Origin of the sequence: Methylobacterium phyllosphaerae, assembly GCF_001936175.1 — a bacterium.
Lineage (GTDB): Bacteria > Pseudomonadota > Alphaproteobacteria > Rhizobiales > Beijerinckiaceae > Methylobacterium > Methylobacterium fujisawaense.
Map to the genome: position 1 here is coordinate 4762725 of NZ_CP015367.1, position 12541 is coordinate 4775265.

The following is a 12541-nucleotide window of genomic DNA, read 5'->3' on the forward strand; positions in this document are numbered from 1 at the left end:
TCCTGGGCGTGAGACCCGTCGCGGAGCCCCCGAATGACCCTCGACACCGAGGTTTCCTCCCTGAAGCAGGTGCCGCTGTTCCGCGAGGTGGAACCGTCGCGCCTGAAGCTTCTGGCCTTCACCAGCGAGCGGGTGCATTTCGAGCCGGGGCAACGCTTCTTCGCCCGCGGCGATGTGGCGGATGCAGCCTACGTGATCCTCTCGGGCACCGCGGAGGTCAGCATCGATGGCCCCGCCGGCCCGGTGCGGCTGGCGTTGCTCGGCCAGGATGCCCTGGTCGGCGAGATGGGCATCCTGGCCGAGCAGCCCCGGTCCGCCACCGTGACGGCGCAATCCGCGGTGACCGCCCTGCGCATCGACCGGGGCGTCTTCCTGGAACTGCTGGCACAGTTTCCCCAGATCAGCATCGCCCTGATGCGCGTCCTGGCCTTGCGGCTGGAGCAGACCAATCAGGCGCTGGCCGAGAGCCGCGGCTGATCACGCTGCGTAAGTGATGAATTCCAGGAGCGACCCGTCCGGATCCCGGAAATAGACGCTCTGGCCGGGACCCGCGGCGCCGTGCCGCTCCACCGGCCCGAGTTCCACAGCGATGCCGGCTGCCTCGAGATGCGTGATCGCCGCCTCGATCGGACCCGACCAGCGGAAGCACAGATCGCTGTTGCCGGGCTGGACGGGTTTGGCCGCCACGGGCACCGCCTCGACGCCAGGGCCATGGCAGTTGAGCTGGACGCCGCCGAACCGGTAGGCGAAGCCTGGGCCGCGCTCGATGATCTCGGCGCCCACCACATCCCGGTAGAAGGCATTGGATCGGGCCCAGTCGCTGACGTGGATCACACAGTGGTCGAGGTGTATCGCCGGGCTGAGCGGGACCTCGGGTGCGGTCGTCGCCTCGGTCGGAAGAGTTTGGGTCTCGGGCATCCTTCACCTCCGCGCCGGCCGCAATAGAGCGTTGCCGCGATTCTGAATTAGGGCGCAACCGTGGCCGCGCGAGCCGCCCGCGCGCGATCCGCTGCGGCGGAAAAGCTACATCGTCACGGGCGCTGAGGCGGTAGGCATGGCGCGACGACCGTATCCCGCACGACAGGACCTATGATCGCCACGCTTCCATCGGCCTGGAGCCGCCTGCGCCGGATCGCCCTCTCGCGGATCCTCCTCGCCGTGGTGGCGATCGCGCCGCTGGCGGCCTGTCAGACCCGTCCGGTCCAGGTCGCGCAGGACGACGAATCCGCTTGGTACATCGGCGCAAAGCCCGACAAGCCCTTCGACATTCCCCTCGTCGATACCCAGCGGCTCGACCCCAAATATCGCCGGCAGCAGGTCAGCTACAACGGCCCCGAGCAACCCGGCACCATCGTCGTCGACATCGACAAGCGCCAGCTTGTCCTTGTTCAGGCCGATGGCACGGCGATGCAGTACGGCGTCGGCGTCGGCAAAGCGGGCTTCTCCTGGAAGGGCGAGGCCCGGGTCGGGCGCAAGGGTGTCTGGCCGGATTGGAGCCCGACGGCCACGATGGTCTCGCTCCATCCCGACTTGCCACGAACCCGTAAGGGCGGCGTCGACAACCCGCTCGGTGCCCGCGCGCTCTACCTGTACCAGGGCAACCGCGACATCCTGTTCAGGATCCACGGCACCAACGAGCCCTGGAGCATCGGTGAGCAGATGTCGTCGGGCTGCGTCCGGATGCTGAACGAAGACATCGCGGACCTCTACGAGCGCGTGCCGGTGGGAACCCGCGTTCTCGTCAAGCGCAACGGCCAATATCGGACCTGATCGGTCTGGCTTCCCCGACGTCGGCTGCGCTGCGCAAAGGCGGCGGTCAGCCGGCCGGCCTCAAAGAAGCGGCGTCGCGCGCCTCTTCGGAGGCATGGCGCGCGAGACGGCCGAGACCCTCACGATCCAGCGCCGGGTCACGCGGGGCGCCGTCCCGTACCATGCCGTCGCTCGCCAGGACCGCGGCCGTGGTCAGCCCCGGGCTCGTACGGGCGGCCGGTCCTTCCGGCCCGATCGCGAGGCCGATCCAGGTGAGAAGGGCCGCGCTCAGGGCCACGCCGGCGAGCAGGGTCTTGAGAAAGCTCATGCGATACAACGACGGCTCCGGGGCGCCGTTCCGTGGCGCAGCCGGCGCGCAGGGTCGGAACGCTTTCGCAACCACGACGGGAGAAAGTCGGCGCCGGGGAAGCGCCGATCCTCCGGTCGCCCGACAAATTCGCCACATTGGTCGTGCAGCGTGACGGCCCTCACACCGCTTTTCTTCGACGCCTTGCCTCCCGCGTGGACAGTTCCGTGATGATCAGACCGATGCTTGCCCTGTTCCTCCTGTGCGGCCCTGCGGCCGCGGCCGGGACGATCAGCGGTCCGGCGACCGTGATCGACGGCGACACGATCGAGGTGCAGGGGACGCGCATCCACCTGTACGGCATCGACGCCCCCGAGACCGCGCAGAGCTGCGAGAGCGCCAAGGGCCTGGAATATCGCTGCGGCCGCGAGGCCGCGCAGGCCCTGCGCGCGCGGATCGACGGCGGCGTCGTCACCTGCGAGCGGCGGGAGGGAGCCGTCGCCGGGCGTGTCACCGGGATCTGCCATGTCCATGGCGAGGATCTGTCCGCCTGGATGGTCGGCCAGGGCCTGGCGCTGGCCAGCCGCCACGTGACGCCCACCTATGTCCGCCACGAGGGGCACGCCTGGGCGACCCGCCGCGGCATCTGGGCCGGCACCTTCGAGAAGCCGGCCGATTGGCGCCAGGATCGGCGCCGGGTCGAGGCCACGGCCGGGGCGAGCGCGGCCGACTAGCGGGTCCGGCGGCTCAGGCCGTCGCGTCCTGCCCCTCGGTGAATTCCCGCCACAGCAGGACCAGGGCGGCCATCACCGCCGGGCCGACGAACAGGCCGAGCAGCCCGAAGGTCTCGACGCCGCCGAGGATGCCGAGGAGTACCCACAGGAAGGGCAGTTTCGTCGTGCCGCCGATCAGGGCCGGCCGGATGAAATGGTCGGCGACGAAGGTCACGACGAAACCCGCCGCAGCCACCACCAAAGCCGCCGTCACCGAACCCGCCGCCACCAGAAGAAGCGCCGCGATGGCGATGGCCACGGCGGCTCCGAACGGAATCATCGCCGCGACCGCCGTGAAGGCGCCGAGCAGCACGGGGTGGGGCACCCCCGCGAAGTGGTACACGATCCCCAGCACGAAGCCCTCGCCGAGCCCGACCAGCACGAGCCCGTCGACGGTGCCGTGCACGGAGGCCACCATCTGGCGGGCGACGCGCTCGCCGCGCGGGCCGAACAGCCGGTGGCAGGCGGTCAGCGACTGGTCCCGCACCGTCCGCCAGTCGCGGAACAGGAAGAACAGGGCCACGAGGCTGAAGCCGAACAGCACGATCCGGTGCACCACCTCGCGGCCGACATTGCGCGACGCCCCGAGCACGGAATTGTTCTCGAACCGGCGCAGCAGGTCCGAGCCCGCCTGCGCGTGGCCGAGATTGTCGTTCCACCACGCAGTCGCCTGCGCGGCGCCGTAGGGCAGGTGCTGGAGGAACTCCGGCGCCGGGATGCCGTTCGCCTCGGCATTGCGGACGAACTCGGCCACGTCGTGGGCCTCGCGGGCGGCCTGGACGCCGAGGATCGCCAGCGGCGCCAGGAAGACCAGCGCCACCGCCGCCGTCATCAGCGTGGGCAGCAGGATGTTGTGCTTCCCCGGCGGGAAGCGGTGCTCCAGCCGCGTGTAGACTGGCCACAGGGCGATCGCCAGCACCACCGCCCAGGCCAGCGCAGGCAGGAACTCGTGCAGGATCCAGAGACCCAGGGCCGACAGGGTCAGCACGAGCAGGACGCGAGCCGCACCCTGGGAGCGCGCCCGCTCCTGTGGCGGGAGGGGTGGCGTCTCGATCCGCGCCGGCGGAGCGGCGGGCTTGGTGATCGGTGGCATCCGTCTGTTCTCCTGAGGACGCGCGGTCCTCTCGCCGTCAAGCTAGGGTCGGCGCGATCGGCGCACATGCGCGTCCGCGCACCCGGCGGCGCACGCTTGTGGACAGGCGCTGAAACGCCGGGGAAGCGCCGCGGTTGCCGCCCCTGACACCCTCGTGTAGAGGTCGCCGCCATTCGACGGGGCCACGTACGAGGGCCCGTATACGCGTAGGGTGGCCGCACGGGGCGTTTCCGCCGGGCCGCCCGGGCGGCGAGGGGGCTCCCGCACGACCGATCCGGAATTCGAACAGCCCGCGAGAAGACATGTCCGACGAGCCCGCCCACGGCAGCGCCACCTTCGAGCGCGTGGCCGACATCATAGCCGAGACCGCCGACATCCCGCGGGACAAGATCACGCCCGAGAGCCACGCCATCGACGACCTCGGCATCGACAGCCTCGCCTTCCTCGACATCGCCTTCGCGGTGGACAAGGCCTTCGGGATCAAGCTGCCGCTCGAGCGCTGGACCCAGGAGGTCAACGAGGGCAAGGTCCCGGCCGAGGAGTACTTTGTCCTCAAGAACCTCTGCGCGCGCATCGACGGCCTCGTGGCCGAGAAGGCCGCCAAGGTCTGAACGCAGGCCGATCCGACCCATCATGCGCCTCGAATATTTCGAGATGATCGACTCCGTGCGGCTCCTCGATCGGGCCGCCGGCCGCATCGAGGCGCTCGCCCGGGTGCCCATGGCCAGCCCGGTCTTCGAAGGGCACTTCCCCGGCCATCCCCTGGTGCCGGGCGTCCTCCTCACCGAGACGATGGCGCAGGCCTCCGGCTACCTTGTGCTTGCCCATCTCGACTTCGCCCGGATGCCGTTCCTAACCGGCGTCGACAAGGCCCGCTTCCGGTCCTTCGTGGGCCCCGGGGCGGACCTCCTCGTCACGGCGCACCTGGAGCATGACGGCTCGGGCTACGCGGTCACCAAGGCGGCGATCAGCCACGACGGCAAGGCGCTGTGCGACGCGGAGCTGCGCTTCCGCACCATGCCGTTCCCGGACGGCCTCGACGCGCCGATGCGCGAGCGGGCGCGGACGATCGGCCTGTTTCCCGATTCGGCGCCGGCCGAACGCGAGCCCTGAGTCAGCCATGAGCCGCCCCGTCGTCGTCACCGGCCTCGGCCTCGTCTCCTGCGCGGGTGAAGGCGTCGACGCCCACTTGGCCGCCCTCGCCGGGGAGGCGGCTCCGCGCACGGATAGCGAGACCTTTGCGCCCTACCCGGTGCATCCGGCGCCGGCGATCGCCTGGGACGGCCAGATTCCCAAGCGCAGCGACCAGCGGCAGATGGAGGCCTGGCAGCGGCTCGGCGTCTACGCCGCCGGCCTCGCCCTCGACGCCGCGGGCGTGAAGGATGAGGCCGCCTTCAAGCAGGCGCTCCATCTCGTCGTGGCGGCGGGCGGCGGCGAGCGCGATTACGCGGCGGACGGGGCGATCCTCACGGGCCTGCGGGACGCCGCCGATCCGGGCGCCTACCTGAACGAGCGGCTGCAGAACGACCTCCGGCCGACGCTGTTCCTCGCTCAGCTCTCGAACCTGCTCGCCGGCAACATCGCCATCGTGCACGGGGTGACGGGCGCCTCGCGCACCTTCATGGGCGAGGAGTCCGCCGGGGTCGACGCCCTGCGGATCGCCCAGGCGCGGGTGGCTTCGGGCCAGATCGATGCGATCCTGGTCGGCGGCTCCTACAGCGCCGAGCGGCCGGACGTTCTGGTCATCCACGAGATGGGCGGCTACCTCGCCCGCGACGCCTACCGCCCGGTCTTCGCGCGCGGCGAGGCGGGCGGCTTCATCCTCGGTAGCTGCGCAGCGTTCTTGATGCTGGAATCGGCTGCGCATGCGGCCGCCCGCGGTGCCCGTGCCCTGGCCCGGCTTGAGACGGTGGCGAGCGACCGGACCCGGCGCACGCCTGGCAGCGTCGCCGACAGCCTCGAGGCTCTCTGGCGACAGGCCGGCCTCTCGGGCCCCGATCACGTCCTGTCCGGTGCCACCGGAGTCGCGCCGATCACCGCGGAAGAGCACGCTGCGCTGGCCCGTCTCGCGCCCGGCGCGCGGCTGCGCGCCCTCGGGGACGTGATCGGGCACGGGCTCGAAGTGGCGGCACCCTTCGGAACGGCGCTCGGGGCCGCCCTCGTCGCCGGCGGCAGCGCCCGCGAGGTCGCCGTGACCGCCGTCGGCCATCGGCGCGGCGAGGGTGTTCTGCGCCTCGTTCCGGCCTGAGCAAGCCCGTCCGGTGCCTGCGTGCCGACGGCGCTAGTTCGTGCGGCCGTAACCACAGACTTCATGCGCCCACGCCGCATTGAACTCCCTTATCTCGTTGTTCTCGCGGCCGTTCTGGCGTTGCTCAACCGCATTTTCCGCTGAGAATTTCCCGCATCGGCGGGCCTGTTGCCGGGTGAAATATTTCCCTGCGCTTGCCAAAAAACCGCCGGCGGTTTATTTAAGCCGTATCGGCACGTGTCCGGATATCTTGGACCGTTACGCCTTCGCAGGGCGGTTCTGACTTTCCTATCGCTATCGGTCGATGCCGGCGCCTTCTCGCATGAGCGGGTGCCATTCCTCACTATGCCTGCGAAGATCAAGGACTTCCATGAGCACCGGAACCGTCAAGTGGTTCAACGAGACCAAGGGCTACGGCTTCATCCAGCCGGATGACGGCGGCAAGGACGTGTTCGTTCACATCTCGGCCGTCGAGCGCGCCGGCCTGCGCAGCCTGAACGAAGGCCAGAAGGTTTCCTACGAGCTGGAGACCGACCGTCGCAGCGGCAAGCAGTCCGCCGGTCAGCTCCAGACGGCCTGATCGCCGTCCTAGGCGTTTCTGTCGAAGCCGCTCCCTTGGAGCGGCTTCTTCGTATCTGCATTCTCTTTCCTTGCCTTTCTCTCGTGGGCGACGGCCTTCGCCGTGCCCGATCCAGGAGTGTCTGTGAGCTTTTTGAAGAATCAGGGTGTCGTCGATCGTCTGGAGACCGCTGCGAAGGCGCGGTCCGAGATGCTGGCCCGGTTCCGGGCGCGCCCGTCTGCCGATGATCCCACGGTCCTGGCCCGCCAATCCGCCCGCCGCGCCGTGGTCGATGCCCGCGAGGCCCGTGCGGCCGAACGCGCCGCCCAGCGTCAGGCCGAGCTCGAGCGCGCCGCTGCCCTGGCCGAGGCCGAGCGTCTCGCGGAAATCGAGCGCAAGCACGCCGAGCAGCTGGCCGCGCAGGAGCGCGCCAAGGCTCTCCAGGCCGAACAGAAGGCCCAGCGCGACGCTCGCTATCTCGCCCGCAAGGCGAAAGCGCAGAAGAAGCGCTGAGGCGCGGCAGCGGCAACACCCTCCAGGAGCCCGGCATGTCCCACAAGTTCAAGATCGGCCAGCGTGTCTGCCGGCCCCGGCTCGGGACCCCCGGCGAAGCGGGCGAGGTCGAGGTGTTCGAGGTCCTGCGGCTCATGCCGCAGGATCAGACCGGCGAGCCGAGCTACCGGATCCGCACGAAGGCCGGCGAGCGGGCGATCCGCGAAGGCGACCTCGTCGCGGCTGCGCAGCCCTGATCCGGGCGCACCTCAGAGCGTCCGGAACATCACCAGCGCATCGACCGGCCCGAGGTCCGGGTGTCGAAAGGCGCCCGGCAGCCGTCCGACCACGGCGAAGCCGAAGCTTTCCCATAGCCGGACGGCCCGGACGTTGGTGCTGACCACGAAGTTGAACTGCATCGCCGTGAAACCGCGCGTCCGCGCCCGATCGAGGGCATGCGCGCACAGGGCGCGGGCGATTCCGCGGCCGATCGCGGCCTCCCCCGTCATGAATCCGCAATTGGCGACGTGGGCGCCTCCGCCCGCCTGATTGGCGCGCAGGTAATACGTGCCGACCACGGTCCCCGCTTCCTCCGCCACGAAGGTCTCGCGGTCCGGTCCGGTCCAGTAGGCGAGGGCTTCGGCCTCGCCGAGGTCGCGGTCGAGCGCATAGGTCTCTCCCGCCCGGATGGTCGGCACGATGATGCGGGTGATCGCCGCGTGATCGGTCGCTCGCGCGGGTCTGATGTCCAGGCTCACCCGAATTGCTCTCGCAGGATGCGCTCGTCGAGGCTGTGGCCGGGATCGTGGAGCAGCACGAGTTCGGTGGCGCGGTCGAGGGATGTCTCCACGGTGCAGACGCGGCGGAACTCGGTGTGGTCAGCGACCGCCGCCACCGGGCGGTGGGGCGCGTCGAGCACGTCGATCCGGATGCGGGCGTAATCCGGCAGGAGCGCGCCGCGCCAGCGCCGGGGGCGGAAGGCCGAGATCGGCGTCAGTGCCAGCAGCTTGGCGTCCAGAGGCAGGATCGGGCCGCCGACCGACAGGTTGTAGGCGGTCGAGCCCGCCGCAGTGGCGACGAGTACGCCGTCGGCGATCAGCAGGTCGAGCCGGACGTTGCCGTCGACGGCGATCTTCAGCTTGGCGGTCTGGTGGGTCTGGCGCAGCAGATAGACCTCGTTGATCGCCCGCGCCCGGTGAGAGCGGCCTTCGGTGTCGAGGACGTCCATCACCAGTGGGTGGATGACGCTGCGATGCGCCGTCTCCAGATGCTCCAGAAGGTCGTCGTCGCGAAACTCGTTCATCAGGAAGCCGACCGTGCCGCGGTTCATCCCGTAGATCGGCTTCGGGTTGTCCATGAAGCGGTGGAGCACCTGCAGCATCAGGCCGTCACCGCCGAGCGCCACCACGACGTCCGCCTCCTCGGGCGGGACGTGATCGTAGCGACGCATCAGGGCGGCGGCGGCCTCGCGGGCATGGCCGGTCGGACTCGCCACGAAGGCGATCTTCTGGAAGAGCGCCATGGCTCAGGCGCAGCCGCGCAGGCGCGTCAAAATCGCCTCAGGGTTCACGTCACGGCTCCAGTCTGATGAGCGAACCGCCCGGTTGACGTCCTGGCTTGGCATGGGCCTCACTCTGACGGCACATGCGCAATCGGAGGCATAGCATGGAGCGTCCGCTCCTCGTCTACACCACCTTTCCCGACCTCGCCTCTGCGCTGAATATCGGCGAGGCCCTGGTCCGCGAGCGTCTCATCGCCTGCATCAACGTGATGCCGGGCATGCAATCCGTCTACAGCTGGAAGGGCGCCGTCGAGCGCGGCGCGGAGGTCGCGGCCCTTCTCAAGAGCCGCGAGGGTCTCGCCGACGCACTGACGGCCGCCCTGAAGGCGCGACATCCCTACGACACGCCGATCATCCTGCATCTGCCGGTCGCCGGCGCGGACGCCGACACCACCGCCTGGATCCTGGCGGAAACGCAGCCGGACGGCTCGGCCGGAGCAGAGCCCCAGTCGGCCTGATCCAATAGGCCGAGCCCGCGGCACGACAAACCGTTGTGCGATCACCGCACCCGGGCGAACACCGCTTTGGCACCGATCCGGACGAACGCACCGGCGCCAGGACGACCGGGCGGTTCGGCGCCGCGTTGCGGCGATGGACCATGCCGGCACCGAGCAGGCTGTTGCCGGCGAAGGTGACAAGAGCCGCCGTCGCTCCGGCGAACAGGACGGCTGCCGCTGCGCTGCAAGCCGGGCGCGCGCGGTCGTGCGCTGCGAGCCACGACGAGGCGTATCCCGCGATGGGGAGCCCGGCATCCGAAGCCGTCGGATCCATCTGAGCCTCCGACCGGATCCTGCATCTGGCGGTCTGTGGGCGATGAGCGATCTTCGCCCCGATCTGCGGCCGCGGATCGGAGCCGAACCCGTCAGGTTGCCGGCCTCGCTGTCGGGCGTCTGTGGACAAGACCCCTGCGCCGTCGGACGCCGCATGGAGCGCGTGCATCCGGGTATTTCCTTTGACTTGCTTCTCGGCGTCGTGAACAGATCTAAGTTTGCATGCAAAGGTTCGAGATTAAAGATCGATGTTTCGGATAAAGAAAAGCATCGGAAGGTCGTTGCACGGGAAAAAGATTGAGAAAATCTGGCGGCCGATTTTAATGGGCTGCGGCGCGCGTCGCGCCCGAGACAAAGCCGAGGGGAAACCATGGGATGGTTCAGGATGGCAGACCGCGCCGCTGCGGCTCTGCTGATGTCGGTCATGGGCGCCCTGAATGTTCAGGCGGCCGGCGATCCGAAGAAGGAACCGTTGATGACCATCGAGGCGGCGCCGTCCGGTCCGGCCGGTCTCGCCTCAGCCGATCCGCCCGCCTTGCGGTACGGGGTTCTCTATGCCGACGACAAGGGTCACAGCCATGTCCAATACTGTGACCTGAAGAATTTCATCTTCAAGAGCTACGCGCCTCCAGCAGCGCCGCAATACGTCGGCTTTCCGCCGGGGGAGGTGGCGTCGATCAAGTATGCGGTCCTGCCCGTCGGCTATGTCGGCACGTGGCACACGGCGCCGGGGCCGCAATGGGTGATCACCCTGTCGGGCCGCTGGTCGGTGGAGGCCACCGACGGGAGCGTGCTCGAGCAGGGACCCGGCGAGGTGGAGTTCAACGCCGACATGGGATCGACGCCGCAGGGGGAGGAGGGCCATGTCGGGCACCTGACCCGGCAGGTCGGCGATGTGCCGAACGTTCAGCTCATCGTCTCGCTGAAGCCGTCTTCCGGAAAGGCCCGCAACACCAACCCGTGCCAGCCCTGAACGCGTGATCCGGGCCGGCGGTGGCCTTCCGTCGGCCTGCGCGGGTCAGCCGCCGCTCACGGGATAGCTGCGCCCCTTCCAAGTGGCCGCGCCGGCTCGCTCGCGGCGCAGGAGCACGTTCCACTGGATCGCCAGGGCCACCGCGACCGCCGCCGGGTGGAGCGGGATCGTCGCCCAGGGTGCCCGGACCGCCACCGTGACGGCCGTCCGGGTCGCCAGCGACAGGGCCAAGGCCAGGGCGGCCAGGGCCAGGGCGGAGGCGGGCACCAGCCCGAGCAGGCCGGCCAGGATGAGGAGCGGCGGCAGGACCTGGCCGCAGCCGAGCAGGAGCGTCCAGACCGGAAGGGCGCGGGGCGTGGCCATGCCCTCGTGGGCGTTCTTGGAGAAGCCGGCCCAGGCTTGGGTGAAGCCATCGTACATCCGGCATGTTGCCAGCGCGGCGGCGGCCACGAGATCCGTCCGGTAGCCCGCGGCACGGAAGAGGCGGGCCAGGCGGACGCCGTCATGGAGGGACCTGCGGATCGCAGCGTGTCCGCCGACGGCCGTGTAGGCCGCACGATCGACCAAGATCAGCTGACCGCAGGCCGCGCCGAGCGACGGGTCCGGCAGGCGACGCATCAGCGGCACCGGCAGGAAGCCGAGGAGCAGGAAGTCGATCATCGGGACGGTCAGCATCTCGCCGAGCGTGTCCGTGCGCTGCCGGGGTACGCCGCTGACGAGCGCCGCGCCGGTGCGGCGGGCCTGGGCCGCCACGGCAGCCGCGGCCTCGGCCTCGAGGCGCACGTCGGCGTCCAGGAACAGCAGGTGGTCGCCGCGGGCGAGGCCGGCCATATGGCTGCAGGCGTGGTTCTTGCCCGTCCAGCCTTCGGGAAGGGCCGGCACCGAGACGAGGCGCAGACGCGGATCGCCGACGGCGCGCACGATCTCCGCGGTCGCGTCCGTGGAATGATCGTCACCGACGATCACCTCCACCGGAACCGATGTGCTGGCGAGCGCCGCCCGCACGGTGGCGTCGATGTTGCCGGCCTCGTTGCGTGCCGGGATCAGGATCGAGACCAGGCCCGTCCCGGTCTCCGGCATGGGCCGGCGCAGAGCCGCGAGATTCACCGCCGCCAGCACGGCCGGCAGGAGGGCGGTGACCAGGCAGAGCAGGGCCAGGGCCGTGAGGATCGAATCGGTCATCGTCCGCGCCGCGCTGGTGTCGGGTCTCGACCTGGGATCGTACGGGGCCGGGCGCGAGCGGAAGGGGTCATCCGGCGCGATCCTGGCCGCCCGCGGCGCGATGCGCCGGATCGAAGCGTCGCCCGGAGAGCCGGGCCGCCACGCGTCGCCACAGATCGTAGAGGCCGCCGACGCCCTTTCGGCCGGAGACCAGGGTGCGGAAGCGTCCGGGTTCCCGGCTGATCACATCGGCGCTCAGACGGTCGAGGGTCGCGGTCAGGTCGGATTCCAGGCGCGCGAGCCGCTGGTCTCGCGGAAGCGCGGCGAGTTCGGATCCGCCGATCCCGGGACCGAAGGCCACGAAGGCGCCGGCGCCGCGCTCGTCCCAGAAGGTGTATTCCACGGCGAGGGGAACGAACAGGGCGTCGGGGGCGATCTCGGCGAGCCGTGCCACGCCGGGCCTCAGGGCCAGCGGCCGTGCGCGGGCATCCGCGAAACGGCCCTGTGCGGTGATCCAGAGCATGCCGTCGGAGGACGCCAGGATCGACCGGGCGGCCGTGAGGAACTGCGCCGCCCCGCGCGGGCTCTCCAGGTCGACCCCGAAGGCGCCGATCCGCTCGAAGATCCGGTAGCGCGCCAGCATCGCGGCGTCGAACGGGGCGCGGCTCCATCGCTCCGGATAGAGGCGGCCGGCCAGCACGACGATCAGCGCGGCGTCCCACCACGCCGGGTGGTTGCAATAGACCACGATCGCGCCCGGATGGCTCGTCGCCGGCGGTGTGCTCCAGAGGGGCAGCCGCACGGCGTCGAGGTGGCGGTGCATATAGCGCTCGAACCACGCCACCATGAAGGCGC

At 70.1% G+C, this 12541-nt stretch carries 19 protein-coding genes; 12 read left to right on the forward strand and 7 right to left on the reverse strand.

Annotated elements, in window-relative coordinates; all coding sequences use genetic code 11:
- The first annotated feature begins 33 nt into the window (after window positions 1–33).
- Window positions 34–477, forward strand: coding sequence for a cyclic nucleotide-binding domain-containing protein (locus MCBMB27_RS21715; protein WP_043349450.1), 444 nt, complete (start codon window positions 34–36; stop codon window positions 475–477).
- On the opposite strand, the gene MCBMB27_RS21720 is transcribed toward MCBMB27_RS21715, so the two are convergent.
- Window positions 478–918 carry a VOC family protein gene (locus tag MCBMB27_RS21720; protein WP_075381259.1) on the reverse strand — a complete coding sequence of 147 codons (441 nt, stop codon included), beginning with the start codon at window positions 916–918 and terminating at the stop codon, window positions 478–480.
- A gap of 171 nt (window positions 919–1089) precedes the next feature.
- Here MCBMB27_RS21720 and MCBMB27_RS21725 point away from each other — a divergent pair, with 171 nt between their 5' ends.
- On the forward strand, window positions 1090–1770 hold the full coding sequence (locus tag MCBMB27_RS21725; protein WP_043349444.1) for a L,D-transpeptidase: 681 nt from the start codon (window positions 1090–1092) through the stop codon (window positions 1768–1770).
- A gap of 46 nt (window positions 1771–1816) precedes the next feature.
- On the opposite strand, the gene MCBMB27_RS21730 is transcribed toward MCBMB27_RS21725, so the two are convergent.
- Entirely contained in the window at window positions 1817–2077 is a 261-nt protein-coding gene (locus MCBMB27_RS21730; RefSeq protein ID WP_075381260.1) for a hypothetical protein, read from the reverse strand.
- Between the two features lie 209 nt (window positions 2078–2286).
- Here MCBMB27_RS21730 and MCBMB27_RS21735 point away from each other — a divergent pair, with 209 nt between their 5' ends.
- Window positions 2287–2790 (forward strand): thermonuclease family protein, encoded by a 504-nt coding sequence (locus tag MCBMB27_RS21735; protein ID WP_075381261.1) that lies wholly within the window; start codon window positions 2287–2289, stop codon window positions 2788–2790.
- A gap of 13 nt (window positions 2791–2803) precedes the next feature.
- Here MCBMB27_RS21735 and MCBMB27_RS21740 read toward each other — a convergent pair whose 3' ends face one another.
- A complete protein-coding gene (locus MCBMB27_RS21740) occupies window positions 2804–3922 on the reverse strand; it encodes an AI-2E family transporter (protein ID WP_043350201.1) in 1119 nt (372 codons plus the stop codon).
- 302 nt (window positions 3923–4224) lie between these two features.
- Between MCBMB27_RS21740 and MCBMB27_RS21745 the strand changes: the two genes are divergently transcribed.
- The 6 genes from MCBMB27_RS21745 (at window position 4225) to MCBMB27_RS21770 (ending at window position 7478) form a co-directional block, all read left to right on the forward strand.
- Complete coding sequence (locus tag MCBMB27_RS21745; protein ID WP_010683687.1) at window positions 4225–4533, forward strand: acyl carrier protein; 309 nt, start codon at window positions 4225–4227, stop codon at window positions 4531–4533.
- Window positions 4534–4555: 22 nt separating this feature from the next.
- Window positions 4556–5035 (forward strand): 3-hydroxyacyl-ACP dehydratase FabZ family protein, encoded by a 480-nt coding sequence (locus MCBMB27_RS21750; RefSeq protein WP_043350198.1) that lies wholly within the window; start codon window positions 4556–4558, stop codon window positions 5033–5035.
- A 7-nt stretch (window positions 5036–5042) separates the two neighbouring features.
- Window positions 5043–6170 (forward strand): beta-ketoacyl-ACP synthase, encoded by a 1128-nt coding sequence (locus tag MCBMB27_RS21755; RefSeq protein WP_075381262.1) that lies wholly within the window; start codon window positions 5043–5045, stop codon window positions 6168–6170.
- Between the two features lie 370 nt (window positions 6171–6540).
- Entirely contained in the window at window positions 6541–6750 is a 210-nt protein-coding gene (locus MCBMB27_RS21760; RefSeq protein WP_010683690.1) for a cold-shock protein, read from the forward strand.
- Between the two features lie 123 nt (window positions 6751–6873).
- Window positions 6874–7242, forward strand: a complete 369-nt coding sequence (locus MCBMB27_RS21765) for a DUF6481 family protein (RefSeq protein ID WP_043350195.1) — start codon at window positions 6874–6876, stop codon at window positions 7240–7242.
- Window positions 7243–7277: 35 nt separating this feature from the next.
- Window positions 7278–7478, forward strand: coding sequence for a hypothetical protein (locus tag MCBMB27_RS21770; RefSeq protein ID WP_043350192.1), 201 nt, complete (start codon window positions 7278–7280; stop codon window positions 7476–7478).
- A 12-nt stretch (window positions 7479–7490) separates the two neighbouring features.
- Here the strand turns inward: MCBMB27_RS21770 and MCBMB27_RS21775 are convergent, their stop codons facing one another.
- Both MCBMB27_RS21775 and MCBMB27_RS21780 read right to left on the reverse strand, forming a co-directional pair.
- Window positions 7491–7973, reverse strand: coding sequence for a GNAT family N-acetyltransferase (locus MCBMB27_RS21775; protein ID WP_043761689.1), 483 nt, complete (start codon window positions 7971–7973; stop codon window positions 7491–7493).
- A gap of 2 nt (window positions 7974–7975) precedes the next feature.
- On the reverse strand, window positions 7976–8743 hold the full coding sequence (locus MCBMB27_RS21780) for an NAD kinase (protein WP_043350190.1): 768 nt from the start codon (window positions 8741–8743) through the stop codon (window positions 7976–7978).
- A gap of 143 nt (window positions 8744–8886) precedes the next feature.
- On the opposite strand from MCBMB27_RS21780, the gene cutA reads away from it, so the two are divergent.
- The 3 genes from cutA (at window position 8887) to MCBMB27_RS21790 (ending at window position 10525) form a co-directional block, all read left to right on the forward strand.
- The gene (gene cutA / locus MCBMB27_RS21785) at window positions 8887–9240 is read left to right on the forward strand and encodes a divalent-cation tolerance protein CutA (protein ID WP_075381263.1); all 354 of its coding nucleotides are present in this window, start codon (window positions 8887–8889) and stop codon (window positions 9238–9240) included.
- A 133-nt stretch (window positions 9241–9373) separates the two neighbouring features.
- A complete protein-coding gene (locus MCBMB27_RS29765; RefSeq protein ID WP_139231579.1) occupies window positions 9374–9853 on the forward strand; it encodes a hypothetical protein in 480 nt (159 codons plus the stop codon).
- 84 nt (window positions 9854–9937) lie between these two features.
- Window positions 9938–10525, forward strand: coding sequence for a cupin domain-containing protein (locus MCBMB27_RS21790; protein ID WP_236952779.1), 588 nt, complete (start codon window positions 9938–9940; stop codon window positions 10523–10525).
- Between the two features lie 45 nt (window positions 10526–10570).
- On the opposite strand, the gene MCBMB27_RS21795 is transcribed toward MCBMB27_RS21790, so the two are convergent.
- The gene (locus tag MCBMB27_RS21795; RefSeq protein ID WP_075381264.1) at window positions 10571–11707 is read right to left on the reverse strand and encodes a glycosyltransferase family 2 protein; all 1137 of its coding nucleotides are present in this window, start codon (window positions 11705–11707) and stop codon (window positions 10571–10573) included.
- Window positions 11708–11774: 67 nt separating this feature from the next.
- Entirely contained in the window at window positions 11775–12533 is a 759-nt protein-coding gene (locus MCBMB27_RS21800; RefSeq protein WP_075381265.1) for a lysophospholipid acyltransferase family protein, read from the reverse strand.
- Between the last annotated feature and the right edge of the window lie 8 nt (window positions 12534–12541).

What these genes read in the sequence shown, in the direction of transcription:
- MCBMB27_RS21715 (WP_043349450.1), top strand. Translation starts at nt 34, where the DNA reads ATGACCCTCGACACCGAGGTTTCCTCCCTGAAGCAGGTGCCGCTGTTC.
- MCBMB27_RS21720 (WP_075381259.1), bottom strand. Translation starts at nt 918, where the DNA reads ATGCCCGAGACCCAAACTCTTCCGACCGAGGCGACGACCGCACCCGAG.
- MCBMB27_RS21725 (WP_043349444.1), top strand. Translation starts at nt 1,090, where the DNA reads ATGATCGCCACGCTTCCATCGGCCTGGAGCCGCCTGCGCCGGATCGCC.
- MCBMB27_RS21730 (WP_075381260.1), bottom strand. Translation starts at nt 2,077, where the DNA reads ATGAGCTTTCTCAAGACCCTGCTCGCCGGCGTGGCCCTGAGCGCGGCC.
- MCBMB27_RS21735 (WP_075381261.1), top strand. Translation starts at nt 2,287, where the DNA reads ATGATCAGACCGATGCTTGCCCTGTTCCTCCTGTGCGGCCCTGCGGCC.
- MCBMB27_RS21740 (WP_043350201.1), bottom strand. Translation starts at nt 3,922, where the DNA reads ATGCCACCGATCACCAAGCCCGCCGCTCCGCCGGCGCGGATCGAGACG.
- MCBMB27_RS21745 (WP_010683687.1), top strand. Translation starts at nt 4,225, where the DNA reads ATGTCCGACGAGCCCGCCCACGGCAGCGCCACCTTCGAGCGCGTGGCC.
- MCBMB27_RS21750 (WP_043350198.1), top strand. Translation starts at nt 4,556, where the DNA reads ATGCGCCTCGAATATTTCGAGATGATCGACTCCGTGCGGCTCCTCGAT.
- MCBMB27_RS21755 (WP_075381262.1), top strand. Translation starts at nt 5,043, where the DNA reads ATGAGCCGCCCCGTCGTCGTCACCGGCCTCGGCCTCGTCTCCTGCGCG.
- MCBMB27_RS21760 (WP_010683690.1), top strand. Translation starts at nt 6,541, where the DNA reads ATGAGCACCGGAACCGTCAAGTGGTTCAACGAGACCAAGGGCTACGGC.
- MCBMB27_RS21770 (WP_043350192.1), top strand. Translation starts at nt 7,278, where the DNA reads ATGTCCCACAAGTTCAAGATCGGCCAGCGTGTCTGCCGGCCCCGGCTC.
- MCBMB27_RS21780 (WP_043350190.1), bottom strand. Translation starts at nt 8,743, where the DNA reads ATGGCGCTCTTCCAGAAGATCGCCTTCGTGGCGAGTCCGACCGGCCAT.
- cutA (WP_075381263.1), top strand. Translation starts at nt 8,887, where the DNA reads ATGGAGCGTCCGCTCCTCGTCTACACCACCTTTCCCGACCTCGCCTCT.
- MCBMB27_RS29765 (WP_139231579.1), top strand. Translation starts at nt 9,374, where the DNA reads ATGGACCATGCCGGCACCGAGCAGGCTGTTGCCGGCGAAGGTGACAAG.
- MCBMB27_RS21790 (WP_236952779.1), top strand. Translation starts at nt 9,938, where the DNA reads ATGGCAGACCGCGCCGCTGCGGCTCTGCTGATGTCGGTCATGGGCGCC.
- MCBMB27_RS21795 (WP_075381264.1), bottom strand. Translation starts at nt 11,707, where the DNA reads ATGACCGATTCGATCCTCACGGCCCTGGCCCTGCTCTGCCTGGTCACC.
- MCBMB27_RS21800 (WP_075381265.1), bottom strand. Translation starts at nt 12,533, where the DNA reads ATGGTGGCGTGGTTCGAGCGCTATATGCACCGCCACCTCGACGCCGTG.